21 protein-coding genes are annotated in these 24,224 nt (G+C 71.4%); 19 read left to right on the top strand and 2 right to left on the bottom strand.

All coding sequences use genetic code 11. The annotated features are described in order from the left end of the window. Positions 1-22: 22 nt before the first annotated feature. Together ACFVS8_RS07460 and ACFVS8_RS07465 are read left to right on the top strand one after the other, a co-directional pair. Entirely contained in the window at positions 23-4,561 is a 4,539-nt protein-coding gene (locus tag ACFVS8_RS07460; protein ID WP_387059658.1) for an ATP-dependent helicase, read from the top strand. Next, complete coding sequence (locus ACFVS8_RS07465; protein WP_387059659.1) at positions 4,548-5,327, top strand: DNA-formamidopyrimidine glycosylase family protein; 780 nt, start codon at positions 4,548-4,550, stop codon at positions 5,325-5,327. The genes ACFVS8_RS07460 and ACFVS8_RS07465 overlap by 14 nt, the downstream gene beginning before the upstream one ends. Positions 5,328-5,378: 51 nt before the next feature. Here ACFVS8_RS07465 and ACFVS8_RS07470 read toward each other — a convergent pair whose 3' ends face one another. Next, entirely contained in the window at positions 5,379-5,804 is a 426-nt protein-coding gene (locus ACFVS8_RS07470; RefSeq protein ID WP_387059662.1) for a DUF1844 domain-containing protein, read from the bottom strand. Between the two features lie 309 nt (positions 5,805-6,113). Here ACFVS8_RS07470 and infC point away from each other — a divergent pair, with 309 nt between their 5' ends. The 11 genes from infC (at position 6,114) to ACFVS8_RS07525 (ending at position 15,923) form a co-directional block, all read left to right on the top strand. Next, entirely contained in the window at positions 6,114-6,734 is a 621-nt protein-coding gene (gene infC / locus ACFVS8_RS07475) for a translation initiation factor IF-3 (RefSeq protein WP_387059782.1), read from the top strand. Between the two features lie 54 nt (positions 6,735-6,788). Then, positions 6,789-6,983 carry a 50S ribosomal protein L35 gene (gene rpmI, locus ACFVS8_RS07480; protein WP_092968518.1) on the top strand — a complete coding sequence of 65 codons (195 nt, stop codon included), beginning with the start codon at positions 6,789-6,791 and terminating at the stop codon, positions 6,981-6,983. Between the two features lie 32 nt (positions 6,984-7,015). Next, positions 7,016-7,402 carry a 50S ribosomal protein L20 gene (gene rplT / locus ACFVS8_RS07485; RefSeq protein WP_022890857.1) on the top strand — a complete coding sequence of 129 codons (387 nt, stop codon included), beginning with the start codon at positions 7,016-7,018 and terminating at the stop codon, positions 7,400-7,402. Positions 7,403-7,491: 89 nt separating this feature from the next. Continuing rightward, positions 7,492-8,295, top strand: a complete 804-nt coding sequence (locus tag ACFVS8_RS07490) for a TrmH family RNA methyltransferase (RefSeq protein WP_387059665.1) — start codon at positions 7,492-7,494, stop codon at positions 8,293-8,295. A 109-nt stretch (positions 8,296-8,404) separates the two neighbouring features. After that, complete coding sequence (locus ACFVS8_RS07495) at positions 8,405-9,193, top strand: amino acid ABC transporter ATP-binding protein (RefSeq protein WP_387059668.1); 789 nt, start codon at positions 8,405-8,407, stop codon at positions 9,191-9,193. A 79-nt stretch (positions 9,194-9,272) separates the two neighbouring features. After that, positions 9,273-10,136 carry a glutamate ABC transporter substrate-binding protein gene (locus ACFVS8_RS07500; RefSeq protein WP_387059671.1) on the top strand — a complete coding sequence of 288 codons (864 nt, stop codon included), beginning with the start codon at positions 9,273-9,275 and terminating at the stop codon, positions 10,134-10,136. A gap of 70 nt (positions 10,137-10,206) precedes the next feature. Then, positions 10,207-10,854 carry an amino acid ABC transporter permease gene (locus ACFVS8_RS07505; RefSeq protein ID WP_387059673.1) on the top strand — a complete coding sequence of 216 codons (648 nt, stop codon included), beginning with the start codon at positions 10,207-10,209 and terminating at the stop codon, positions 10,852-10,854. After that, positions 10,851-11,789: an amino acid ABC transporter permease gene (locus tag ACFVS8_RS07510; RefSeq protein ID WP_387059675.1), complete on the top strand. Its 939-nt coding sequence runs from the start codon at positions 10,851-10,853 to the stop codon at positions 11,787-11,789. The genes ACFVS8_RS07505 and ACFVS8_RS07510 overlap by 4 nt, the downstream gene beginning before the upstream one ends. 24 nt (positions 11,790-11,813) lie before the next feature. Next, positions 11,814-12,854, top strand: a complete 1,041-nt coding sequence (pheS, locus tag ACFVS8_RS07515) for a phenylalanine--tRNA ligase subunit alpha (protein ID WP_387059678.1) — start codon at positions 11,814-11,816, stop codon at positions 12,852-12,854. Positions 12,855-12,858: 4 nt separating this feature from the next. Further along, complete coding sequence (pheT, locus tag ACFVS8_RS07520; protein WP_387059680.1) at positions 12,859-15,384, top strand: phenylalanine--tRNA ligase subunit beta; 2,526 nt, start codon at positions 12,859-12,861, stop codon at positions 15,382-15,384. Between the two features lie 131 nt (positions 15,385-15,515). Continuing rightward, a complete protein-coding gene (locus ACFVS8_RS07525) occupies positions 15,516-15,923 on the top strand; it encodes a DUF1801 domain-containing protein (protein ID WP_387059683.1) in 408 nt (135 codons plus the stop codon). A gap of 29 nt (positions 15,924-15,952) precedes the next feature. Here the strand turns inward: ACFVS8_RS07525 and ACFVS8_RS07530 are convergent, their stop codons facing one another. Continuing rightward, positions 15,953-16,681: a TetR/AcrR family transcriptional regulator gene (locus ACFVS8_RS07530; protein WP_387059686.1), complete on the bottom strand. Its 729-nt coding sequence runs from the start codon at positions 16,679-16,681 to the stop codon at positions 15,953-15,955. A gap of 185 nt (positions 16,682-16,866) precedes the next feature. Between ACFVS8_RS07530 and ACFVS8_RS07535 the strand changes: the two genes are divergently transcribed. The 6 genes from ACFVS8_RS07535 to ACFVS8_RS07560 all read left to right on the top strand — a co-directional run bounded on the left by ACFVS8_RS07535 (position 16,867) and on the right by ACFVS8_RS07560 (position 24,164). Next, the gene (locus ACFVS8_RS07535; protein ID WP_387059689.1) at positions 16,867-18,657 is read left to right on the top strand and encodes an amidohydrolase; all 1,791 of its coding nucleotides are present in this window, start codon (positions 16,867-16,869) and stop codon (positions 18,655-18,657) included. An 11-nt stretch (positions 18,658-18,668) separates the two neighbouring features. After that, positions 18,669-20,315: an ABC transporter substrate-binding protein gene (locus ACFVS8_RS07540; RefSeq protein WP_387059692.1), complete on the top strand. Its 1,647-nt coding sequence runs from the start codon at positions 18,669-18,671 to the stop codon at positions 20,313-20,315. Beyond that, positions 20,302-21,336, top strand: coding sequence for an ABC transporter permease (locus tag ACFVS8_RS07545; protein WP_387059695.1), 1,035 nt, complete (start codon positions 20,302-20,304; stop codon positions 21,334-21,336). The genes ACFVS8_RS07540 and ACFVS8_RS07545 overlap by 14 nt, the downstream gene beginning before the upstream one ends. Further along, positions 21,333-22,193 carry an ABC transporter permease gene (locus tag ACFVS8_RS07550; protein WP_387059697.1) on the top strand — a complete coding sequence of 287 codons (861 nt, stop codon included), beginning with the start codon at positions 21,333-21,335 and terminating at the stop codon, positions 22,191-22,193. Before ACFVS8_RS07545 ends, ACFVS8_RS07550 begins: the two co-directional genes overlap by 4 nt. After that, complete coding sequence (locus ACFVS8_RS07555; protein ID WP_387059699.1) at positions 22,190-23,950, top strand: dipeptide ABC transporter ATP-binding protein; 1,761 nt, start codon at positions 22,190-22,192, stop codon at positions 23,948-23,950. Before ACFVS8_RS07550 ends, ACFVS8_RS07555 begins: the two co-directional genes overlap by 4 nt. Before the next feature lie 91 nt (positions 23,951-24,041). Further along, complete coding sequence (locus tag ACFVS8_RS07560; protein ID WP_387059702.1) at positions 24,042-24,164, top strand: hypothetical protein; 123 nt, start codon at positions 24,042-24,044, stop codon at positions 24,162-24,164. Positions 24,165-24,224: the final 60 nt, after the last annotated feature.

The following is a 24,224-nucleotide window of genomic DNA, read 5'->3' on the forward strand; positions in this document are numbered from 1 at the left end:
CGGTCGACGGCAGGATGGAGGGGTGGATGCGCTCGAGGCCTTCTCCGACGCCACGCGAACCTGGTTCGCGGAGTCCTTCCGCGCGCCCACCGCCGTGCAGGCCGCCGCATGGCAGGCCATCGGTCGCGGCGCGCACGCCCTCGTCGTCGCACCGACCGGCTCGGGCAAGACGCTCTCGGCGTTCCTCTCGGCCATCGACCGGCTGCACAGCGGGCCCGCGCCCACCGCACCCGGCACCCGGGTGCTCTACCTCTCCCCGCTGAAAGCGCTCGGCGTCGACGTCGAGCGCAACCTCCGGGCTCCGCTCACGGGCATCGCGCGGGTCTCCGAGCGCCTGGGCGTCGAGCCTCCGCACGTGAGCGTCGGCGTGCGGTCGGGCGACACCCCCGCGAACGAGCGCCGGGCGCTGCTGCGCACGCCCCCCGACATCCTGATCACGACGCCCGAGTCGCTCTTCCTCATGCTCACCTCCCAGGCGCGCGAGACGCTGCGCACGGTCGAGACCGTCATCGTCGACGAGATCCACGCGGTCGCCGCGACCAAGCGCGGCGCGCACCTCGCCCTCTCACTCGAACGCCTCGACGCGCTGCTGCCGAAGCCCGCGCAGCGCATCGGGCTCTCGGCGACCGTGCGCCCCGTCGAGGAGGTGGCGCGGTTCCTCTGCGCGAGTGCGCCGGTCGAGGTCGTGGCGCCGCCGAGCGAGAAGCGGTTCGACCTGCGGGTCGTCGTGCCCGTCGAGGACATGGCGCAGCTGCCCGCGAGCGACGACGCGACGGGTTCGATCTGGCCGCACGTCGAGGAGGCGATCCTCGATCAGGTGCTCGCGCATCGCTCGTCGATCGTGTTCGCGAACTCGAGGCGCCTCGCCGAACGGCTCACGGCGCGGCTCAACGAGCTCGCGCTCGAGGCGTCCGAGCGCGAGGCGCTGGTCGTCGCGGCGGCCGGCAGCGGCCCGCCGGCGGCGGTGATGGCTCAGTCGGGGCAGACCTCCGGTGCGCCGCCGGTGCTCGCCCGCGCGCACCACGGGTCGGTGAGCAAGGAGCAGCGCGCCGAGATCGAAGACGACCTGAAGAGCGGGCGGCTGCGCTGCGTGGTGGCCACCTCGAGCCTCGAGCTCGGCATCGACATGGGCGCGGTCGACCTGGTCGTGCAGGTCGAGTCGCCGCCGTCGGTCTCGAGCGGGCTGCAGCGGCTCGGCCGCGCCGGCCACCAGGTCGGCGAGGTGTCGCGCGGCGTGATCTTCCCGAAGCAGCGCGCCGACCTCGTGCATGCGGCCGTCACGAGCGAGCGCATGCTCGCCGGGGCGATCGAGACGATGCGCGTGCCGGCGAACCCGCTCGACATCCTCGCGCAGCAGACGATCGCGGCGGCCGCGGTCGACGAGCTCGACGTCGATGCGTGGTTCGACGCCGTGCGCAGGGCCGCGCCGTTCGCGGTGCTGCCTCGGTCGGCCTACGAGGCGACGCTCGACCTGCTCGCGGGCCGCTACCCGTCCGACCGGTTCGGCGAGCTGCGTCCGCGCCTCGTGTGGGACCGCGAGGCCGGCACCCTCGTCGGGCGGCCCGGCGCGCAGCGGCTCGCGGTCACGAGCGGCGGCACGATCCCCGATCGCGGCATGTTCGGCGTCTTCCTCGTCGGCGACGAGTCCGGCGGGCGCCGGGTCGGCGAGCTCGATGAAGAGATGGTGTACGAGTCCCGGGTCGGCGACGTGTTCGCGCTCGGCGCCACGAGCTGGCGCATCCAGGAGATCACGTTCGATCGCGTCAACGTGGTGCCGGCGTTCGGGCAACCCGGCCGAGTGCCGTTCTGGAAGGGCGACGGGCTCGGCCGGCCGGCCGAGCTCGGGCGGGCCCTCGGCGCCTTCATGCGCGAGATCTCGGCCGTCGACGAGGCCGAAGCGCGAGAGCGGGTGACCTCGGCCGGCCTCGACGCGTTCGCGGCGCGCAATCTCGTGGGCTTCCTCGCCGATCAGGCGAAGGCGACCGGCCACGTGCCCTCCGATCGCACGCTCGTCGTCGAGCGCACGCGCGACGAGCTGGGCGACTGGCGGGTCATCCTGCACTCGCCGTTCGGCATGCCCGTGCACGCGCCGTGGGCGCTCGCCGTGGCGGCACGGGTGCGCGAGCGGCACGGGGTCGACGGGGCCGCCGTCGCGGCCGACGACGGCATCATCGTGCGCATTCCCGACACGGGCGTCGATCCGCCCGGCGCCGACCTGTTCGTGTTCGAGGCCGACGAGCTCGAACAGCTCGTGACCGACGAAGTCGGCGGTTCGGCGCTGTTCGCGAGCCGGTTCCGGGAGTGCGCGGCGAGGGCGCTCCTGCTGCCGAACTACCAGCCGGGCCGGCGCTCGCCGCTGTGGCAGCAGCGGCAGCGCTCCGCCCAGCTCCTCGAGGTCGCGAGTGCGTTCCCGACCTTCCCGATCATCCTCGAGACCGTTCGCGAGGTGCTCCAAGACGTCTACGACGTGCCGGCGCTCATCGAGCTGGCTCGCGATGTCGCGGCGCGGCGCGTGCGCCTGGTCGAGACGACGACCGACTCGCCGAGCCCGTTCGCGAGCTCGCTGCTGTTCGGCTACGTCGGCGCGTTCATGTACGAGGGCGATTCGCCGCTCGCCGAACGCCGCGCGGCCGCGCTCGCGATCGACACCGCGCTGCTCGGCGAGCTGCTCGGGCGGGTCGAGCTTCGCGAGCTCCTCGATCCCGGCGTCATCGCGGCGACCGAGCGCGAGCTGCAGCGGCTCGCCGACGATCGCCGGGTGCGCGGCACCGAGGGCGTCGCCGACCTGCTCCGCTGGCTCGGTCCGCTGACGGTGCACGAGATCGCCGAGCGCGTGCAGGCCGAGACCGATCCCGCGGTCGCGGTCGACGAGCTCGTCGCGGCGCGTCGTGCGGTGCGGCTGACCTTCGCGGGTCGCGAGCACGTCGCGGCCATCGAAGACGTCGGGCGCTTTCGCGACGCGCTCGGCGTGCCCGTGCCGCCCGGGGTCGCCGTCGCGTTCGCCGAGCAGGTCGGCGACCCGCTCGGCGATCTCGTGAGCCGCTACGCGCGCACGCACGGGCCGTTCGCGGCCGAGGAGGCCGCCGACCGGTTCGGCATCGGCGTCGCGGTCGCGAAGGGCGCGCTCCGCAGGCTGGCCGACGAGCGCCGCGTCGTCGAGGGGGAGTTCCGCCCGCACGGCACCGCGACTGAGTGGTGCGACGCCGAGGTGCTCCGCAAGATCCGACGGCGTTCGCTCGCCGCCCTCCGGCACGAGGTCGAGCCGGTGCCGCAGGCCGTGCTCGCGCGGTTCCTGCCGGAGTGGCAGCGCATCGGGCGACCGTTGCACGGCATCGACGGGGTGCTCTCGGCGGTCGAGCAGCTCGAGGGAGTGCGCCTGCCGGCGTCGGCGTGGGAGTCGCTCGTGCTGCCCGCGAGGGTGTCCGACTACAGCCCGGCGATGCTCGACGAGCTGATGGCCGCCGGCGAGGTCCTCTGGGCGGGCTCCGGCTCGCTCGCGGGCGACGACGGCTGGATCACGCTGCACCTGGCCGAGTCCGCGCCGCTGACGCTCGATCCGCCCGTCGGAGTCGAGACGACCGCCCTCCAGCGGGAGGTGCTCGTCGCGCTCGGGTCGGGCGGGGCCTACTTCTTCCGGCAGCTCTCCGACGCGGTCGGGCGGTTCGGCACGCTCGACGCCCCGATCGTCGACGACGAGCTCGTCGAGGCGCTCTGGGGGCTCGTGTGGGCGGGGCTCGTCACGAACGACACGTTCGCCCCGGTGCGGTCGCTCATCGCGGGCGGGCGCAGCGCGCACCGGGCGACGAGACCCGCTCCGCGGTCGCGCATGATGCGGGGCCGCTCGCTGCCCAGGGCCTCCTCGGCGGTGCTGCGGTCGGGGCCGCCGTCGGTCGCCGGTCGCTGGTCGATCCTCCCCGTGCCCGATGACGACGCGACGCGCAGGGCCCACGCGCTCGCCGAGACCATGCTCGACCGCCACGGGCTCGTGACGCGGGGCACCGTCGTCGCCGAGGGCGTGCTCGGCGGGTTCGCGCTGCTCTACCGCACCCTCAGCGGGTTCGAGGAGTCGGGTCGAGCGCGGCGCGGCTACTTCGTCGAGGGCCTCGGCGCCGCGCAGTTCGCCGGTCCAGGAGCCGTCGACCGCCTGCGCGGGTTCGCGGATCGCGATGATCGCCCGAGCGAGCCGCCTCGGGTGCACGCCCTCGCGGCGACCGACCCGGCGAACGCGTACGGCGCGGCACTGGCGTGGCCAGATCCGCCGGGTGAGAGCTCGCATCGCGCCGCCCGCAAGGCCGGGGCCCTCGTCGTCGTCTCCGACGGCGAGCTCGTCGCGTACGTCGAGCGGGGCGGCAAGACGATGCTGGCCTATCACGACGACCCGGTCGTGCTGCGCGCGGCCGCCGACGCGATCGCCGCGCTGGTGCGCACCGGCCGGGTGCGCCGCCTCGCCGTCGAGAGCGTCAACGGCGCGTTCGTGCTCGGCACGCCGTTCGGAGACGCGCTGCGCGCCGCGGGCTTCGGCGAGACCCCGAAGGGGCTCCGGCTCGATGCCAGAGGGTGACACCGTCTTCCGGGCGGCCGGCCGACTCCGCGCGGCGCTCGCGGGGTCCGAGCTGGTCCGCACGGACTTCCGCGTTCCGCGCTACGCGGCTGCCGACCTGTCGGGCGAGGTGGTCGAGGAGGTGGTGAGCCGGGGCAAGCACCTGCTCATCCGCACGGGGGAGTGGAGCATCCATTCGCATCTGAAGATGGAGGGCGAGTGGCGCGTGCTCCGACCCGGCGAGCGGTGGCCGAAGCCCGCGCACCTGGCCCGCGTCGTGCTCGAGACGCCGACGGCCACGGCCATCGGCTTCGAGCTCGGACTCGTCGAGGTGCTCGCGCGCGGCGACGACGAGGCCGCACTCGCATACCTCGGGCCCGACCTGCTCGGACCCGACTGGAACGCCGACGAGGCGGTGCGTCGCCTCCGAGCGCACGCCGACGTGCCCATCGCGGTCGCACTGCTCGACCAGCGCAACCTCGCCGGGCTCGGCAACGTCTACGTCAACGAGCTGTGCTTCCTCCGCGGCATCCGCCCCGATCGCGAGGTCGCGACCGTGCCCGACGTGCCGGTCGTGGTCGCACTCGGCAGGCGCCTCATCGTCGCCAACCGCGACCGCGCCGCGCGCGTCACGACGGGCGTCGACCGGCGCGGGCAGCGGCTCTGGGTCTATGGCCGCGCCGGGGAGCCGTGCCGTCGGTGCGGCACGCGCATCGAACGGGGCGAGCTCGGCCGCAGCGAACTCGAGCAGCGCATCGCGTTCTGGTGTCCGAACTGCCAGCGCTGAGCACGGCGGAGGGGCCGCCGCATGAAGCGACGACCCCTCCGTGAAGCGCGGTCAGTTGACCGGACCGGTCCACTTCTCGCCGGGTCCCTGGCCGATGGGGTCGGCGATCACGGATGCCTCGCGGAACGCGAGCTGCAGCGAGCGGAGGCCGTCGCGGAGCGACCGGGCGTGCATGTCGCTGATCTCGGGGGCGCCTGCCGTGATGAGGCCGGCGAGCGCGTTGATGAGCTTCCGCGCCTCGTCGAGGTCGATCTGCGACTCGGGGTCGTCGGCGAGGCCGACCTTCACCGCGGCGGCGCTCATGAGGTGCACCGCGGCCGTGGTGATGATCTCGACGGCGGGAACATCGGCGATGTCGCGGGTGGCGTCGTCGACGGCGTCGACGAGCTCGCGCTGATCGTCGTCGTGGCCGTCGAGATGGGCATCGTGGCCCCCGTCGACGAAGGTGGACTCGTCTGAATTCTTGCTCACAGACATCCTCTGCTAGACTCGTTCGGTCCGGAGCACTGCTCCGGTCTGCCGGGGCTCGTCCCCGGTACGGCTGGGCTTGTCCCAGTGCGAAAGTGGAGATTCTCCCACCCGCGCTTACCGCTTCATCAAGGTTACCGGGTTGTTTGCCCTCCGCTTCATCGCCGGCAACGGCATGGAGTAGAAGCCGCAAGGCACAGGGGGCCGCAGAGTTGCACGGTGTGATTCCGTGCGGCATGCGTGGATCTTCGCTCTCGGAACGATGGGCGGCATCCGGTCTCCCGTCGAGTGAAGAAGCTTGAGTAGAGGAGTACCCGCATCAGCGATCCCCGTACCAATGACCGTATCCGCGTTCCCGAGGTCCGCCTCGTGGGTCCCGGCGGAGAGCAGGTCGGCGTCGTGAAGATCGAGGTGGCCCTGCGCCTTGCGCAGGAAGCCGACCTCGACCTCGTCGAGGTCGCTCCGAACTCCAAGCCGCCGGTCGCCAAGATCATGGACTACGGCAAGTTCAAGTACGAGGCTGCGCAGAAGGCGAAAGAGGCCCGGCGCAACCAGGCGAACACGATCCTCAAAGAGGTCCGGTTCCGCCTCAAGATCGACAAGCACGACTACGAGACCAAGATGAAGCGCGCGATCGGCTTCCTGAAGGCCGGCGACAAGGTCAAGGCGATGATCCTCTTCCGCGGCCGCGAGCAGTCGCGTCCCGAGATGGGCGTCCGCCTGCTGCAGCGCTTCGCCGAAGACGTCGCCGAGTTCGGCACGGTCGAGCACAACCCCACGATCGATGGCCGCAACATGGTCATGGTGATCGCCCCTCTCAAGAACAAGTCCGAGGCCAAGGCCGAGGCGAATGCACAGCGTGCTGCGGCGAAGGCCCGGCCGGCGGCGGATGCCGACGGCGAGACCGAGTCGCAGACGGCCGAAACCGCCGAGGCGTAGGCCAGACACCCACGTCCGCCACGAGTTGGCGGCAGAACCAAGGAGACACACGAGATGCCGAAGCAGAAGACCCACTCCGGGTCCAAGAAGCGCTTCAAGATCACCGGCAGCGGCAAGATCAAGAAGCAGCAGGCCGGAATGCGCCACAACCTCGAGGTCAAGGCCTCGAAGCGCAAGGCCCGTCTGAACCAGGACAAGGTCGTGTCGGCCCCCGACGCCAAGGTCATCAAGAAGCTTCTCGGCCACTGAGCCGCGAGACCCGTTAAGGAAGAAACAGAGCAATGGCAAGAGTGAAGAGGGCGGTCAACGCCCACAAGAAGCGTCGCGTCATCCTCGAGCGCGCCGAGGGTTACCGCGGCCAGCGTTCGCGTCTGTACCGCAAGGCCAAGGAGCAGGTCACCCACTCCCTCGTCTACTCGTACAACGACCGCCGCAAGAAGAAGGGCGACTTCCGTCGCCTCTGGATCCAGCGGATCAACGCGGCCTCGCGTGCGAACGGCCTGACCTACAACCGCCTGATCCAGGGCCTCGGCCTCGCGGGCATCGAGGTCGACCGCCGCATCCTCGCCGAGCTCGCCGTGAACGAGCCCGCGACCTTCGCCGCGCTCGTCGAGTCGGCCAAGAAGGCGCTCCCGGCCGACACCTCGGCCCCGAAGACCGCCGCGTAAGCAGCAGCTTCACCACGTCGAACGGCCCGGCACCCCTGCAGCAGCAAGCGGTGCCGGGCCGTTCGGCGTTCCCGCCCTAGAATCGCCTCATGCTCGAGAACCCCCGCTCTCCCCGTGTCCGGTCGGTCGCGAAGCTCGCGAAGAAGGCGTCGCGCACCGAGAGCGGGCTCTTCCTGCTCGAGGGCCCGCAGGCCGTGTCCGAGTCGCTGGCCTTCCGCCCCGAACTCGTGATCGAGCTGTTCGCGACCCCGACGGCGCTCGACCGCCACCCCGAGATCGCCGCTGCGGCGGCCGACGCCGAGGTCGACCTCGAGTACGTCACCGAGGAGGTGCTCGAGGCCATGGCGGACACGGTGACGCCGCAGGGCTTCGTCGCCGTGTGCCGCCAGTTCCCGACCGCGGTGAAAGACGTCTTCGCGGCCGCCCCGAAACTCATCGCGATCCTCGAGGAGGTGCGCGATCCCGGCAACGCGGGCACCATCGTCAGGGCAGCGGATGCCGCGGGCGCCGACGCGGTCGTGTTCACGGGTCGCGCGGTTGACCTGTACAACCCCAAGGTCGTGCGCAGCTCGACCGGATCCATCTTCCACGTGCCGGTCGCGGTCGGCGCCGACCTGGCCGACGTGCTCGTGCGCGCCAGGGCGGCCGGGCTCACGGTGCTCGCGGCCGACGTCAAGGGCGACGACCTGCTGGAAGCCCGCACCGACGGCGTCCTCGCGAAGCCCACGGCGTGGCTGTTCGGCAACGAGGCGCGCGGCCTCACCGATGAGCAGCTCGAGCTCGCCGACCGGGTCGTCACGGTGCCGATCTACGGGCATGCCGAGTCGATGAACCTCGCGACCGCGGCATCCGTCTGCCTGTACGAGAGCGCCTTCGCGCACCGCAGCAGCTGAGCCGGGCGAGTGCCGGGTCGCGGTGAATGTCACGGCGACGGTCACGAAAAGGTAACCAACGACGTGGCCCCCCTGTGTTCACCTCGTCGCAGCCCCTAGTTTGGGGGGTATGGAGCCGACCCAGCCAGCGCCGCCGACGTCCAACATCTCGGTGCGCCGCGGCGAGCCGCTCGTCGTCGTCGAGCACGTCGACAAGCACTTCGGCGAGCTCCACGTGCTGAACGACATCAACACGGTCGTGAACCGCGGAGAGGTCGTCGTGGTCATCGGGCCGAGCGGCTCGGGCAAGTCCACGCTCTGCCGGGCGATCAACCGGCTCGAGACCATCGACTCCGGATCGATCTCGATCGACGGTCAGACGCTGCCCGACGAGGGCGCGGCGCTCGCGAAGCTGCGCGCCGACGTCGGCATGGTCTTCCAGTCGTTCAACCTGTTCGCGCACAAGACGGTGCTCGAGAACGTCACCCTCGCCCCGATCAGGGTGAAGCGGATGTCGCGCAAGGCCGCCGAGGCCGAGGCCATGAAGCTGCTCGATCGCGTCGGGGTCGCGAACCAGGCGAAGAAGCTGCCCGCACAGCTCTCGGGCGGTCAGCAGCAGCGCGTCGCGATCGCCCGTTCGCTCGCCATGAACCCGAAGCTCATCCTGATGGACGAGCCGACGAGCGCGCTCGACCCCGAGATGATCAACGAGGTGCTCGACGTCATGGTCGGCCTCGCGAAAGACGGCATGACGATGATCGTCGTGACCCACGAGATGGGCTTCGCGCGCAAGGCCGCCGACCGGGTGCTGTTCATGGCCGACGGCCGCATCGTCGAGGAGGCGACGCCCGCCGAGTTCTTCGACCACCCGAAGTCCGACCGTGCCAAGGACTTCCTGTCGAAGATCCTCGAGCACTAGCCCGAGCACGGCTCGACCACGAGACCTCGGCCGCCACGAGCGGTCAGGACACACCGCACACGAGAAGAGGCAGGAACCCATGAAACGCATGAGGATCGCACTCGTCGCCGCAGCTGCCGCGGCGACGCTCGCACTGGCAGGCTGCACGAGCGGCAGCGACGACGCCGGATCCGACGAACCGGCGCCCACGTTCGAGGCCGGAACGACCATGGCCCGGCTCCAGGAGGCCGGTGAGATCACGATCGGCACGAAGTTCGACCAGCCGCTGTTCGGCCTCGCGGGCCCGTCGGGCGAGCCCGAGGGCTTCGATGTCGAGATCGGCAAGATCATCGCCTCCGAGCTCGGCATCGCCGAAGACAAGATCAACTGGGTCGAGACCGTCTCGGCGAACCGCGAGCCGTTCATCGAGAGCGGCCAGGTCGACCTCGTGGTCGCGACCTACACGATCAACGACGAGCGCAAGGAGGTCATCTCGTTCGCCGGGCCGTACTACATGGCCGGCCAGTCGATCCTGGTGCTCGCCGACAACGACGACATCACGAGCGAGGACGACCTCGTCGGCGAGAAGGTCTGCTCGGTGACGGGCTCGACCCCGGCCGAGAAGCTCGCCGAGATCGGCGCCGAGCCGGTGCTGACCGACACCTACACGAACTGCCTCGAGCCGCTGCGCGCGGGCGAGGTCGTCGCGGTCTCGACCGACAACGTCATCCTCGCGGGTCTCGCCGCCCAGAACGAGGGCGAGTTCAAGGTCGTCGGCGAGCCGTTCACCGAGGAGCCGTACGGCATCGGCGTGAAGCTCGACGACACCGACTTCCGCATGTTCATCAACGACGTGCTCGAGGAGTCGTACGACGACGGTCGCTACGAGGAGGCGTGGAACTCCACGGCCGGCACCGTGCTCCCGTTCGTCGACCCGCCCGCGGTCGACCGTTACGAGAACTGAACCCCGGATGCCGCGTGCGGCCGCGAACGAGCGGTCGCACGCGGCATCCCTCCCATGCTGAAGGAGCCACGTGGACGTCGTCATCGACAACCTGCCGCGCTATCTCGACGGATTCGGCATGACCGTGCTGCTGCTCATCGTGAGCGGCCTCGCGGCGCTGGTGCTCGGCACGCTCGTCGCGGCGATGCGCATCTCCCCGGTCGGCACACTGCGTGGATTCGCGACCGTGTACACCGAGATCGTGCGCAACACCCCGCTCACGCTCGTGCTCTTCTTCTGCGCACTGATCCTGCCGTACCTCGGGTCGCGGCTGCCGTACTCGAGCGCGGCGATGATCGGCCTCGCCGTCTACACCTCGCCGTTCGTGGCCGAGGCGCTGCGATCGGGTGTCAACGGCGTGCCGGTCGGCCAGGCGGAGGCCGCCCGCAGTCTCGGGCTCGGATTCGGCCAGACGGTCACGCTCGTCATCTTCCCGCAGGCCTTCCGAATGACGATCCCGCCGCTCATCAACGTCTTCATCGCGCTGACCAAGAACACGTCGGTCGCCGGCGGGTTCTTCGTCGTCGAGCTGTTCACCGTCGGCAAGGAGCTCGCCAACGCGAACGGCAACGCCGTGATCGCGGTGCTGCTCGGCGTGGCCACGTTCTACCTGCTCATCACCGTGCCGCTCGGACTTCTGGCGGCCCAACTCGAACGCCGATGGGTGGTGCAGCGATGACCGGTGCGAACGTGCTCTTCGACGTCCCGGGTCCCAAGGCGAGACGCAGGTCGCTCGTCCTCTCGATCATCGCCGGCGTGCTCGTCGCCGCCGGCATCGTGTGGATCGTCCTCACCCTGAACGCACCCCGCGAGTCGGGCGGCGTCACGCTGCCGGGCATGTTCGATCCGAGCCGCTGGGACATCTACGCCGACCCCGAAGTCTGGGGCTTCATCATCTTCAACGGCGTGTGGGGAACCCTGCGGGCGGCCATCGTGGCTGCGATCCTCGCGGTCCTGCTCGGCGTCGTCTTCTCGCTCCTGCGCAGCGCCGAGTCCGCATGGATCCGGATCCCCACGGCCGTCGTGATCGAGTTCTTCCGCGGCATGCCCGTGCTGCTCATGATGCTGTTCATCCTGCTCGTCGGCTCGACCGGCCAGTACTGGGCCGTCGTGTGGGCGCTCGCCGTCTACAACGGCGCGCTCATCGGCGAGGCGCTCCGCGCTGGCCTGGCCGCACTCCCGCGGGGTCAGCGCGAGGCCGGCCTGAGCCTCGGCATGCGACCGCTGCAGTCGAAGCTCCTCGTCGAGTTCCCGCAGGCGTTCCGCCAGATGCTGCCGATCATCGTCGCCCAGCTCGTCGTGCTGCTGAAGGACACATCGCTCGGGTACATCGTCGGCTATCAGGAGCTGCTCAGGGTCACCCTCAACAACCTGTCGAGCTTCTTCGGCAATCGCTACCTCTTCTCGCTGTTCATCGTCACGTGGGTGCTCTACCTGATCATGAACCTCTCGCTGTCGTGGTTCGCCCGGTGGCTGGCCAAGCGCGGCGATCGCCGTCTTCGACCCGGTCGCACCGGCGGCGGTGGCGACCTGCCGGAGGACCCGAGCCAGGCACTGCTCGTCGCCGAGGCGAATGCGGCGGCCCGGCAGTCCGAAGACAACAGCCCGCGCTAGCCGGGGCCGCTAGACTCGTTCCTTGTGTCCGAGCCCCGTGAAATCACCGAGCAGTCCGTCGAGTCCGCGGTCGCCGCGGCGCTCGCCGCGATCGCCTCGGCCGGCGATTCCGCCGCGCTGAAGGCCGTCCGCGCCGAGCACACCGGCGAGAAGAGCGAACTCGCCCAGCTGAACGCCGAACTCCGCAACGTTCCCAACGACCAGAAGGCCGCGCTCGGCAAGCTGGTCGGCGGCGCGCGTGGCCGGGTCAACCAGGCGTTCGCCGCGCGCGAGTCCGAGATCGTCGCCGCAGAGGCCGCGGCCCAGCTCGAGGCCGAGACGGTGGATGTCACCGCGCTGCCGTCGCGCTACAGCGCCGGCTCGCGGCATCCGCTCGCCCTCCTCGAAGACCGCGTGTGCGACGTGTTCACCGGCATGGGCTGGGAGATCGCCGAAGGCCCAGAGGTCGAGAGCGAGTGGTTCAACTTCGACGCGCTGAACTTCGACGCCGACCACCCGGCGCGCGCCATGCAGGACACCTTCTTCGTCGACCCGCCCGAGGCGCACCTCGTGATGCGCACGCACACGAGCCCCGTGCAGGTGCGCTCGATGCTCGACCGCGAGGTGCCGATCTACGTGCTCGCCCCGGGCCGGGTCTACCGCACCGACGAGTTCGACGCGACCCACCTGCCCGTCTTCATGCAGTTCGAAGGGCTCGCGGTCGACAAGGGCCTCACGATGGCCCACCTCAAGGGCACCCTCGACCACTTCGTGAAGTCGATCTTCGGCGACGAGGCCAAGGTGCGACTGCGCCCGAGCTACTTCCCGTTCACGGAGCCGTCGGCCGAGCTCGACTTCTGGCACCCGACCTTCAAGACGGGCCCGCGCTGGATCGAGTGGGGCGGCTGCGGCATGGTGCACCCGAACGTGCTGCGTTCGGCGGGCATCGATCCCGACGTCTACACGGGGTTCGCGTTCGGCATGGGCATCGAGCGGGGCCTCATGCTCCGCAACGGCGTGCAGGACATGCGCGAGATGGTCGAGGGAGACGTCCGGTTCTCCCAGCAGTTCGGAATGGTGGTCTGAAGACATGCGAGTGCCGCTGAGTTGGCTCGCCGAGTACGTCGAGCTCGTCCCCGGGACGACGCCCGAGCAGGTGCACGCCGCCCTCGTCGAGGTCGGCCTCGAAGAGGAGGACGTGCACACGTTCGACCTCGTGGGCCCGATCGTCGTCGGCGAGGTCCTCGAGTTCGTCGAGGAACCGCAGTCGAACGGCAAGACGATCCGCTGGTGCCAGGTGCGCGTCGCACCCGACGGCGAGACCGCGGCAGACGGCGGTGAGGCCGTGCACGGCATCGTGTGCGGCGCCCGCAACTTCTTCGTCGGCGACAAGGTCGTCGTGACCCTGCCCGGCGCGGTGCTGCCCGGCCCGTTCCCGATCGCGGCGCGCAAGACCTACGGCCACGTGTCCGACGGCATGATCGCCTCGGCTCGCGAGCTGGGCCTCGGCGAAGACCACGACGGTATCCTGCGGTTGTCGACGCTCGGCATCGACGCGCCCGTGGGCACCGACGCCATCAAGCTCCTCGGGCTCGACGACACCGCGGTCGAGCTGAACGTCACGCCCGACCGGGGCTATGCGTTCTCGATCCGCGGCGTCGCCCGCGAGTACGCGCACGCGACGGGTGCCGCCTTCCGCGATCCCGTGCACCAGACCGAGGCGACGGATGCCGCAACCGGCGGGTTCCCCGTCGTCATCGACGATCAGGCGCCGATCCGCGGCAACATCGCGTCGCAGGCGTTCGCGACCCGCATCGTGCGGGGCGTCGACCCCTCGCGCCCGACGCCCGCGTGGATGATCGCGCGACTGAAGCTCGCCGGCATCCGCTCGCTCTCGCTGCTCGTCGACATCACCAATTACGTCATGCTCGAACTCGGCCAGCCGATCCACGGCTACGACCTCGACGCGCTCCGCGGAGGCATCGTCGTGCGCCGCGCGACCGCGGGCGAGCCGTTCACGACCCTCGACGGCAAGGCGCGCACGCTGCACGCAGAAGACGTCGTCGTGACCGACGACCGCGGACCGATCGGCCTGGCCGGGGTCATGGGCGGCGCCGAGACCGAGATGGGCGACACCACGACGAACGTGCTCATCGAGGCCGCGCACTGGGATCCGGTGTCGATCGCACGCACCGCCCGTCGGCACAAGCTCCCGAGCGAGGCCGCCAAGCGCTATGAGCGCGGCGTCGACCCGACCATCGGACCGGTCGCGGTCGCCCGCGTCGCCCAGCTCATGGTCGACCTCGCCGGCGGCACCGCCGACGACGGCGGCTCGATCATCCGCACGGTGCCAGAGCGCGCCGCGATCCTGCTGCCCGACGGCTACGTCGAGCGGGTGACCGGCATCGCCGCTTCCGACGACGAGGTGCACGATGCGCTCGCCGAGGTCGGCGGCGTCATCACGCGGGTCGAGGGCGGCTTCTCGGTCGTCCCGCCGGCGTGGCGCCCCGACCTGACCGGCCCCGAAGAGCTCGTCGAAGAGGTGGCCCGCCTCGGCGGGTACGAGCGCATCCCGTCGGTGCTGCCCGTCGCGCCTCCTGGTCGCGGACTCACACGCTCGCAGCGCATCCGACGACGCGTCGCCGACGCGCTCGCCGTCGGGGGCGCGACCGAGGTGCTCTCGTTCCCGTTCTCGAACGAGGCCGACAACGCCCTCTACGGCAGCGTCGACGGCTCGCCGGTGGCATCCGTGAAGCTCGCGAACGCGCTCGACGCGACGAACGCGCTGCTGCGTCGTTCGCTGCTGCCCGGGCTCATCGGTGCGGCCAAGCGCAATCGTTCCCGAGGTCTCGTCGACGTCGCGCTGTTCGAGCAGGGGCTCGTGTTCCTGCCCGAGGCCGGCCGCGAGTACGGCTCGAGCGAGCTGCCCGTCGGCGCGGCACTGCCGGGCGACGACGCGCTGGCCGAGCTCGACGCGGGCATCCCGCCGCAGCCCCGGCACGTGGCGGCGCTCTTCGTGGGCGATTCGGTCACGAAGCAGCCCGGCCAGGCCGCGATCGCGGCAGGTGTCGTCGACGCGCTCGACGCCGTGCGCCGCGTCGGCCTCGCGGCCGGCGCCGAGATCGAGGTCGTGCAGGGCTTGCATCAGGCGATGCACCCAGGCCGCACGGCCGAGCTGCGCGTCGGGGGCGCGACCGTCGGGTTCGCCGGCGAACTGCTGCCCGCGATCGCCGAAGCGGCCGACCTTCCCCGCGTGGTCGCGGTGCTCGAGCTCGACCTCGACGCCGTCATCGCGGGAGCGGTCGTGCAGCCCGAGGCGAGCACGATCGGCACGTTCCCCGCGGCGACGCAGGACCTCTCGCTCGTCGTGGGCGTCGAGGTGCCGGCAGCGGTCGTGGCGGACTCCGTCGTCGAGGGCGCGGGCGAGCTGCTCGAGTCGCTGCACCTCGTCGACGACTACCGCGGCCAGGGGGTGCCCGACGGGTCGAAGAGCCTCACCTTCGCGCTCAGGTTCCGCGCTGCCGACCGCACGCTGACGGCGGCCGAGGCGAGCGAGGCGAAGCTGGCCGGCGCCGCCCTTGCGGGCGAGCGCACGGGGGCTGCGATCCGCGACTAGCCGCACGGAGCGCAGGAGCGCGCGAGTGCACGAGCGCCGGCCGGGACTCTCGTCCCGCCCGGCGTTCGGCGTTCCGCCGCCGCGCGAGTGCGACGCATGCGGGCGACCCGCCGCCGGCGTTACCCTGAGGCATGAGCGCCGAAGCGAAGACCCAGCCGACCGGGGCATCCGTCGCCGACTTCATCGACGGGGTCGAGCCCGCCGGCCGGCGGGAGGACGCCCTGGTGCTGCGCGAACTGTTCGACCGCGTGGCCGACACCGACGCGGTCATGTGGGGCCCGACGATCATCGGGTACGGGGTGCAGCACTACAGCTACGCCTCGGGCCGCACCGGCGAGTGGCCGATCGTGGGCTTCTCGCCGCGCAAGGCCAACATGTCGTTGTACGGGCTGCAGCTGCCCGGCGGGGAGGCACTCGTCGAGCGGCTCGGCAAGATCAAGCTCGGCGTCGACTGCATCTGGGTGGGGCGACTCGCGAACGTCGATCTCGAGGTGCTGACCTCGCTCATCGATCGGTCGTGGATCCAGGCCCGCGGGTGAGGCCGGTGCATCCGCTGCGTTCGGGCGGCTCAGGCTCCTGAACCGGCACCGCGCGAACCCGCGCCTGATCCCGAGGCCGCGCGTTCGGCCGACTCGATGACGGACTCGACGCCGATCCGGAAGAGCTCGCGGTCCTCGAGCTCGGCGATCTCGAGCGCGAGTGCGGCCGTGCGGGGGTGCGTCCTGGGGTCGGCCAGTATCGGTCCGTCGAACCACGGGCTGGCATCGTGGTCGCCCGGGGGGAGCGCGCTGCGGCTGCGGGCGATGCCGGCCGCCGTCGAGAGCGTGTGCGAGGCCAGCAGGGCGTAGTAGTGCACGACGGCGTCGTCGCCGAGGCCGGCTCGCGTGAACGCGTCGAGCATGAGCTCGATCGCGTCGAGCTCGCCGGGGCCGTGGGTGGTGAGCACGACGGCCTCGACCGCGATCGCGGGGTGGGCGGCGAACTCGTCGAAGGTGGCGCTCGCCAGCTGGCGCAGGCGGTCGCGCCACTCCGTCGGGTCGGCGGTGACCGCGGCGACGGCGCGCGTGTTGAGCTCGTCGAGCAGCGCCTGCATGAGCTGCTCCTTGTTGCGGAAGTGCCGGTAGATCGCGGTCGGGTCGGCTCCGAGCCTGGTGCCGAGGTCGCGCACCGAGATGACGGTGGTGCCGGTGCGTGCGGCGAGCTCGAGGCCGGCCGCGACGATCGTCTCGCGATCGAGGCGCACTTTCGCAGTGCCGCGGGCAGCGGCGGTTCGGCCTGGTCCGGTCGCGGTCGCCATCGAACACCCTTCTGTCGCACGGAGATGCGCACCATCCTGCCACGCGCGACGCCGGGCCGGCGTCGCGCGGTCAGTGCGCCGTGGAGCGATCATAACAACTTGGACAACGGTGATGTCAACACTGTTGACGTCGCGTCGATCGACCAGTACTGTCGCCTCCACATCGAACGAGAACGGAGGCGGATGTGGCAGTCGACATCCTCTTCACCGGCGGCCCGGTCTTCACCGGCACCGGTACGCCCCTGCTGGGCCACGCCGTCGGCGTGACCGGCGGGCGCATCACCGCGATCACTCCCGAGCACGACGTCGCCGACCTCGTCGGCGACGGCACCCGCGTCATCGACCTCGAGGGGGCGCTGCTCTCGCCCGGGTTCCAGGACGCCCACATCCACCCCGTCGGCGGGGGAGTCGAGCTCCTCCAGTGCGACCTGAGCGGCGCAGCGGATGCCGACGACGCCGTCGCCCGCGTGCTCGCCTACGCCCTCGACCACCCCGACGAGCCGTGGATCCTCGGCGGCGGATGGTCGATGTCGGACTTCCCGGGTGGCGCGCCGACGCGCGGACTGCTCGACGCGGTCGTGCCCGACCGCCCCGTGCTGCTCATGAGCCGCGACCACCACAGCGCCTGGGCGAACACCGCCGCGATCCGCCTCGCCGGTATCGACGCCACGACGGCCGACCCCTCCGACGGTCGAGTCGAGCGCGAAGACGACGGTCAGGCGGCCGGCACCTTCCACGAGGGCGCCGCCGACCTCTTCGCCCACGTGCGGCCCGCGATCGACGACGACCTCACGTACCGCGGCCTGCTGCGCGCGCAGGAGCTGCTGCTCTCGCTCGGCATCACCGGCTGGCAGGATGCCCTGGTCGCCGGCGCCTCGACCGGCACGCCGGATCCGACCTCGGCCTACCTCCGGGCGATCGACGAGGGCGCGCTCAAGGTGCACGTCGTCGGCGCCCAGTGGTGGGAGCGCTCGGGCGGGCTCGAGCAGGTCGAGACCATGCTCAGGCGCCGCGACGACCTGGCCTCGGACCGCGACCCGGCCCGCTTCTCGCTCGGCACGGTGAAGATCATGGTCGACGGCGTCGCCGAGAATCAGACGGCCGCGATGCTCGCCCCGTACCGCGACGCGCACGGGCACGCAACGGGCAACCGCGGCCTCTCGTTCGTCGATCCCGACCTGCTGCGAATGGCGGTGACGGCGCTGGACGCCGCGGGCATGCAGGTGCACTTCCATGCGCTGGGCGATCGTGCCGTGCGCGAGGCGCTCGACGCCGTCGAGGCCGCCCGCGAGGCGAACGGCGCGACCGACGGCCGACACCATCTCGCGCACCTCCAGGTCGTCGCCGAAGCCGACACCGCGCGATTCGCCCCGCTCGACGCGGTCGCCAACCTGCAGGCGCTGTGGGCCGCGCACGAGGCGCAGCTCGACGAACTCACGCTGCCGTTCCTCGAGGAGGGCTCGGAGGCGCGTCAATACCCGTTCGGAGACCTCGTGCGCCACGGCGCGCGGCTCGCCGCCGGCAGCGACTGGCCGGTCTCGTCGGCCGACCCGCTCGCCGCGATCCACATCGCGATGACGCGCGTCGTGCCCGGGGCCGACGCCGACGTGCCGCCGCTCGGCGGGGCCCATCAGCGCCTCGACCTCGCCACGGCGCTCGCCGCCTACACGTCGGGCAGCGCCTGGGTGAACCACCGGGACCACGACACCGGCCACGTGCGCGAGGGCTACCTCGCGAACCTCGTCGTCATCGAGCCCGACCCGTTCGGTCTTCCGGATGCCGAGATCCACCGTGCCTGCGTCACGTCGACCTGGATCGAGGGCGAGCTCGTCTCCGGGCGCGTCCCTGCGACATCCGAGCCCGAAGCCTCCGACCTCGCACCATCCGCCCCCGAAGCAGCCGTCCCCGCACGGTCCGAACCGGCCGTCCCCGCACCGTCCGCACCGGCCGACCCGGCCCCCGCCACCGCACACTGAGGAGCCCCGACATGCCCATCACCCGTTCCCGCCGCGGTCGAACCCGCGGCGCCCTGATCGTCTCCGGCCTCGCCGCCGGCGCGCTCGTGCTCACCGCGTGCACCGCGGCGCCGCCCACGCCGACCGCCGCACCGGAGTTCGAGCTCACGAGCCAGACGACCGCGCCCTCGGGCGACATCGACTCGTTCACCTGGGCGAGCTACGCCGAGCCGTACTCGCTCGACTACGCCCACGCGTTCGACTACGCCGACAACCAGGTGCTCTCGAACGTGTGCGAGTCGCTGCTGCGGCTGAACCCCGACTACTCGCTCTCGCCCGCGCTGGCGGAGTCGTTCAGCAACCCGACGCCGACCACCTGGGTGTACGAGATCCGCGACGGCGTCACGTTCCACGACGGGAGCCCGCTCACGGCCGCCGACGTCGTCGCGTCGATGCAGCGCCACCTCGACCCGGCCGTCGGCTCGTTCTGGTACTCGGTGTACCAGAACGTCACGTCGATCGAGCAGACCGGCGATCGCGAGGTCACGGTCACCACGGCGATCCCCGACAGCCAGTTCAACCAGGGCATGGGCGGTGCTGCAGGCGTCGTCGAATCGGCGGCGACGCTCGCCGAGAAGGGCGCCGACTACGGCAACTCGACCGGGCTCGTCAACTGCACCGGACCGTTCGAGCTCACCGAGTGGAAGTCCGGCGAGTCCATCACCCTCACCAGGTACGACGACTACTGGGACGACTCGCTCCGCGCGAAGTCGGGCGAGGTGCGGTTCGTCTTCCTCGGCGACCCCACCGCCCGCGTCAACGCCATGAAGTCGGGCGACGTCGACGGCAGCTGGATGCTGCCGGTCGACGGGATCCCCCAGTTGCAGGCCACGAAGGGCGAGGTGTCGTTCGGCCTGACGACGGCGGTCAACGACCTCGTGATCTCGAACCTCGACGGCCCGCTGGGCGATGTCCGGGTGCGCAGGGCCCTGCTCATGGCGCTCGACCGCGAGGGCATCCTGCAGGCCGGCGCCAAGGGCTACGGCGAGGTGTGGAACGCCCTCACCACCGACTCGGTGTGGGGCGGGGCGTCCGACGAGACCCGCGACGCGGCCTTCGACGACCTCGAGGAGTACCCGCACGACGTCGAGGCCGCGAAGAAGCTCGTCGAGGAGGCGGGCGCGACCGGGCAGAAGATCGTCTTCGCCACCGCGCCGATCACGAACGAGTTCAACGTCGTCTCCCAGGCGACGGTCGCGGCCGCCCAGTCGATCGGCCTCGAGGCCGAGATCAAGACCGTGACGCCCAGCGCCTACACCGCGCTGTTCTCCGACCCGAGCGCGCGCGAGGGCGTCGACCTCTACCTCACCACCTGGTACCTCTCCAGCCCCGACCCGCTCGAGATGTACGCGGTGCTCCGCACGGGCGAGTTCAGCAACTACGGCGGATGGAGCGACCCCGACTTCGACGCGATCGCGAACGAGGCGGTCGGCACCGAGGACCCGGATGCGCGTGCCGAGCTGTCGAGCCGGCTGCAGCACATCGCGAACCAGGAGCTGCCGTGGCTTCCGCTCTACACGACGCCGATGACCGCGTACCAGGGTGAGCGCATCACCGGGGTCGCGCCGTCGATCGCGTTCCTGTACTTCCCGTGGGCGGCGACCATTGGCGCTCGATAGCAAGACCCTCGCGGTCGCCGCTCAGGCGGCGGCCGCGGGGTCCGGCGCCCACGGCCGCTTCACCGCGGCCGGCCTCCGACGTGTCGCCGGCAAGCTCGGCGGGCTGGTGCTCACGCTCTTCCTCGCGTCGCTGCTCGTGTTCTTCTCGCGGTTCCTCGTGCCGGGCGACCCGGTGAGCTTCCTGCTCCGCGGGCGCAAGCCGAGCGCCGAGGCGGTCGCCCAGGTGACCGCGCAGTACGGCCTCGACCTTCCGCCGTGGCAGCAGTACCTGAACTGGGTCGTCGGCGCGCTGCAGGGCGACTTCGGCCGCTCGCTGCAGTACCGGCAGGACGTCTCGACCGTCATCGGCGACCGGCTGCCGGTCACGCTCATGCTCGTCGTGATGGCCGGTCTCGGCATCGCGGTGGTGGGCATCACGGCCGGCATCGTCGCGGCGCTCAACAGGGGCCGGGTGCTCGACCGGGTCACCCTGATCGGGCTGACCGTGCTGAGCGCGATCCCGTCGTTCGTCGGATCGATCCTGCTGATCTCGATCTTCGCCGTGCAGCTCGGATGGTTCCCGACCTTCGGGTCGGGGGAGGGGTTCGGCGACATGGTGTACCACCTGGTGCTGCCGTCGACCGCGCTCGCGATCGTCTTCGTCGTGCTCGTCGGCAAGGTCACCCGCACCTCCATGGTCGAGCAGCTGGGGCGCGAGCACGTCGAGGTCGCCACGAGCCGCGGGCTCAAGCGCGGCACCGTGATCCGCCGCCACGTCTTCCGCAACTCGCTCGGGCCCATCCTGACGGTGAGCGGCGTGCTCGTCGCCGGCCTCCTCGTGGCGAGCACGATCGTCGAGTCCGCGTTCGGGCTCTCGGGCATCGGCTCGCTGCTCGTGCAGTCGGTCGACCGGCTCGACTTCCCGGTGGTGCAGGCCATCGTGATGCTCGTCGTCACCGCGTTCGTCGTGGTGAACGCGATCATCGACATCCTCGAACCCGTGATCGACCCCAGATCGGCAGCAGGAGCTTCAGCACGATGACCACGACTCCCACCCTCGCGATGAAGGTGCTGCGCGCACCCCGCGCACGCATCGGCAGCACGACCTTCACGGTCGCCCTCTCGGTGCTCGTCGTGATGACGATCGCGGCAATCTTCGCGCCGCTCCTCGCACCGTACCCTCCCGACGCGCCCGACTTCCTCGCCGTGAACGCAGGACCGAGCCCCGCCCACTGGCTCGGCACCGACGGCCTCGGCCGCGACCTCCTGAGCCGCCTGATGTACGGCGCGCGCACGGCCCTGCTCGGCCCGCTGCTCGTGGTCATCGGCTCGACGATCATCGGCATGCTCCTCGGCCTCCTCGCCGGCTGGCGGGGCGGCTGGATCGACGCGGTCCTCGGTCGCGTCTTCGACGTGCTGTTCGCGTTCCCCTCGCTGCTGCTCGCGATCATGGCGGTCGCGCTCTTCGGCAAGGGGCTCGTCGCGCCCGTCATCGCCATGAGCATCGCGTACGCCCCGTTCGTGGCCCGCCTGACGCGCACGCTCGTGAAGGCCGAGCGGTCGCGCCCCTACGTCGCCGCGTACCGCGTCGCGGGGTTCGGCGGCGCGTTCATCGCGCTGCGCCGGGTGCTGCCGAACGTCACCCCCATCGTCGGCGCCCAGTCCACCCTGAACTTCGGCTACGTGCTCGCCGAGCTCGCCGGCCTCTCGTTCCTCGGACTCGGCGTGCAGCCGCCGACGCCCGACTGGGGCGCGATGATCAACGAGGCCCAGGCGGGCATCGTGGGCGGATACTTCCTTCCCGCCCTGGTGCCCGCGATCGCCGTGGTGGTCGCCGTCGTCGCCGTCAACATCATCGGAGAAGAGCTCTCCGACCGCATCGGAGGAACGCCCGCATGATCGCATCCAGCACGAACAGCGGCACCCCGACCGGCGCCGCCACCGCCACCGGCACCCCGACCGGCACCGGCACGAGCCTCCTCGACATCCGCGACCTCACGCTCGAGCTCGCCGACGGTCGAAGCCTCCTGCACGGCATCTCGCTGCGGGTCGAGGCCGGCGAGACGGTCGGCCTCGTGGGGGAGTCCGGATCCGGCAAGTCGCTGACCGCGCGCACGGTGCTCGGCCTCACCCCGGCCGGGTCGCGGCGCGGCGGCCGCGTCGTGCTCGACGGCCACGACGTGCTCGGCGCCTCGAAGCGCGAGGTGCTCGAGCTCCGACGCCACTCCGCGGCCATGATCTTCCAGGACCCGCGTGCGGGCATCAACCCGATGCGCACTCTCGGCGACCACATGACCGAGACGCTGCGGCTCTGCGACGGGCTGTCACCCGCCGAGGCCGAGGCGCGCGCGATCGACCTGCTCTCCGCCGTTCGCCTCCCGCGCCCCGAGGACCACCTCGCGCAGTACCCGCACGAGTTCTCGGGCGGCATGCTGCAGCGCGTCATGATCGCGGGTGCGCTCACGAGCTCGCCGAAGCTGCTCGTCTGCGACGAGCCGACGACGGCGCTGGATGTCACGACGCAGGCCGAGATCATGCGGGTGCTCGTCGAGCAGCGGGCGAGCCGGGGCATGGGCATGCTCCTCATCACGCACGACCTGAACCTCGCGGCATCCGTCTGCGATCGCGTCGTCGTCATGCATGCCGGTCGGGTCGAGGAGGAGGGCCCGGCCATGCGGGTGCTCGTGGCGCCCGAGGCGGCCTACACGCGACGACTCGTCGCCGCCACGCCGACCCTCGCGGTCGAGCCCGCGGCCGCCGACCGGGGCATCGGGGCGACGGATGCCCCGGTGCGCGCGCTCGGCCCCGACGACCGCTCCGAGCCGGTCCCCGCGCACCAGGCCGCCGCCGCCCGTACCGAACCGTCGGCGCTGTCGGTCGCCGGACTCTCGAAGACGTACCACCTGCACGGCAAGCCGCCGGTCGTCGCCGTGGCCGACGCCGCGTTCGAGCTCGAACGCGGCGCCGCGCTCGCCGTGGTGGGGGAGTCCGGATCGGGCAAGTCCACGCTCGCGCGCATGATCGTCGGCCTCGAGCAGGCCGACACGGGCACGCTCACGATCGGCGGACGCGACCGTGCGGCCGTCCCGCGCAACCGGGCCGAACGGCTCGCCCGTGCGCGCAGCGTGCAGATGGTCTTCCAGGACCCGTACCTCTCGCTCGACCCGCGCATCACCGCCGGTCGTGCCATCGAGGACGCGCTCCGGCTGCACACCCGCCTCGGGCGCCCGCAGGCGCGAGACCGCGCCGTCGCACTGCTCGAGCGCGTCGGGCTCACGGCGGCGCACGCCGACGCGCGCCCCCGCACGCTGTCGGGCGGCCAGCGCCAGCGCATCGCGATCGCCCGTGCGATCGCGATCGAACCCGAGGTGCTCGTCATGGACGAGGCCACGAGCGCGCTCGACGTCTCGGTGCAGGCGCAGGTGCTCGACCTCGTGGCCGAGCTGCGTCGCGAGCAGGGCCTGACCGTGCTCTTCATCAGCCACGACCTCACCGTCGTGCGGCGCGTGTGCGAGCAGACGCTCGTCATGCACCGGGGCGAGATCGTCGAGCGGGGCGTCACGGCCGAGCTGCTCGACGCCCCGCAGCACCCGTACACGCAGCTGCTGGTCGACTCGGTGCCGCGGCCCGTCGGTGCGGGGGCCGTCGCGTCGTGACCCGCCCCGCCGCCGGCCCCTGAGCCGGCGGCCCGGGCCACGTGACGTCATGGGTTTGCGATCGGCGTCGTGCCGCCGCTAGGGTCGTCGCATGTCCGCCACCCGGTCCGCCCTCGTCGCACGCGTCGCGCGTGCCGGGGTCGCGCGCACCGAGATCGTGCGCAACCGACGTCGTGGCGAGCGCCGAATGTCGGCGACCCCTGCACAGGTCTGAGGCCTGACGCGGGGCGTCGCCGGAACATCGCCACGCTCGTTCAGACCTTAAGGTGGATTC

It is taken from the genome of Agromyces sp. NPDC058110 (assembly GCF_042884735.1).
GTDB lineage: Bacteria > Actinomycetota > Actinomycetes > Actinomycetales > Microbacteriaceae > Agromyces.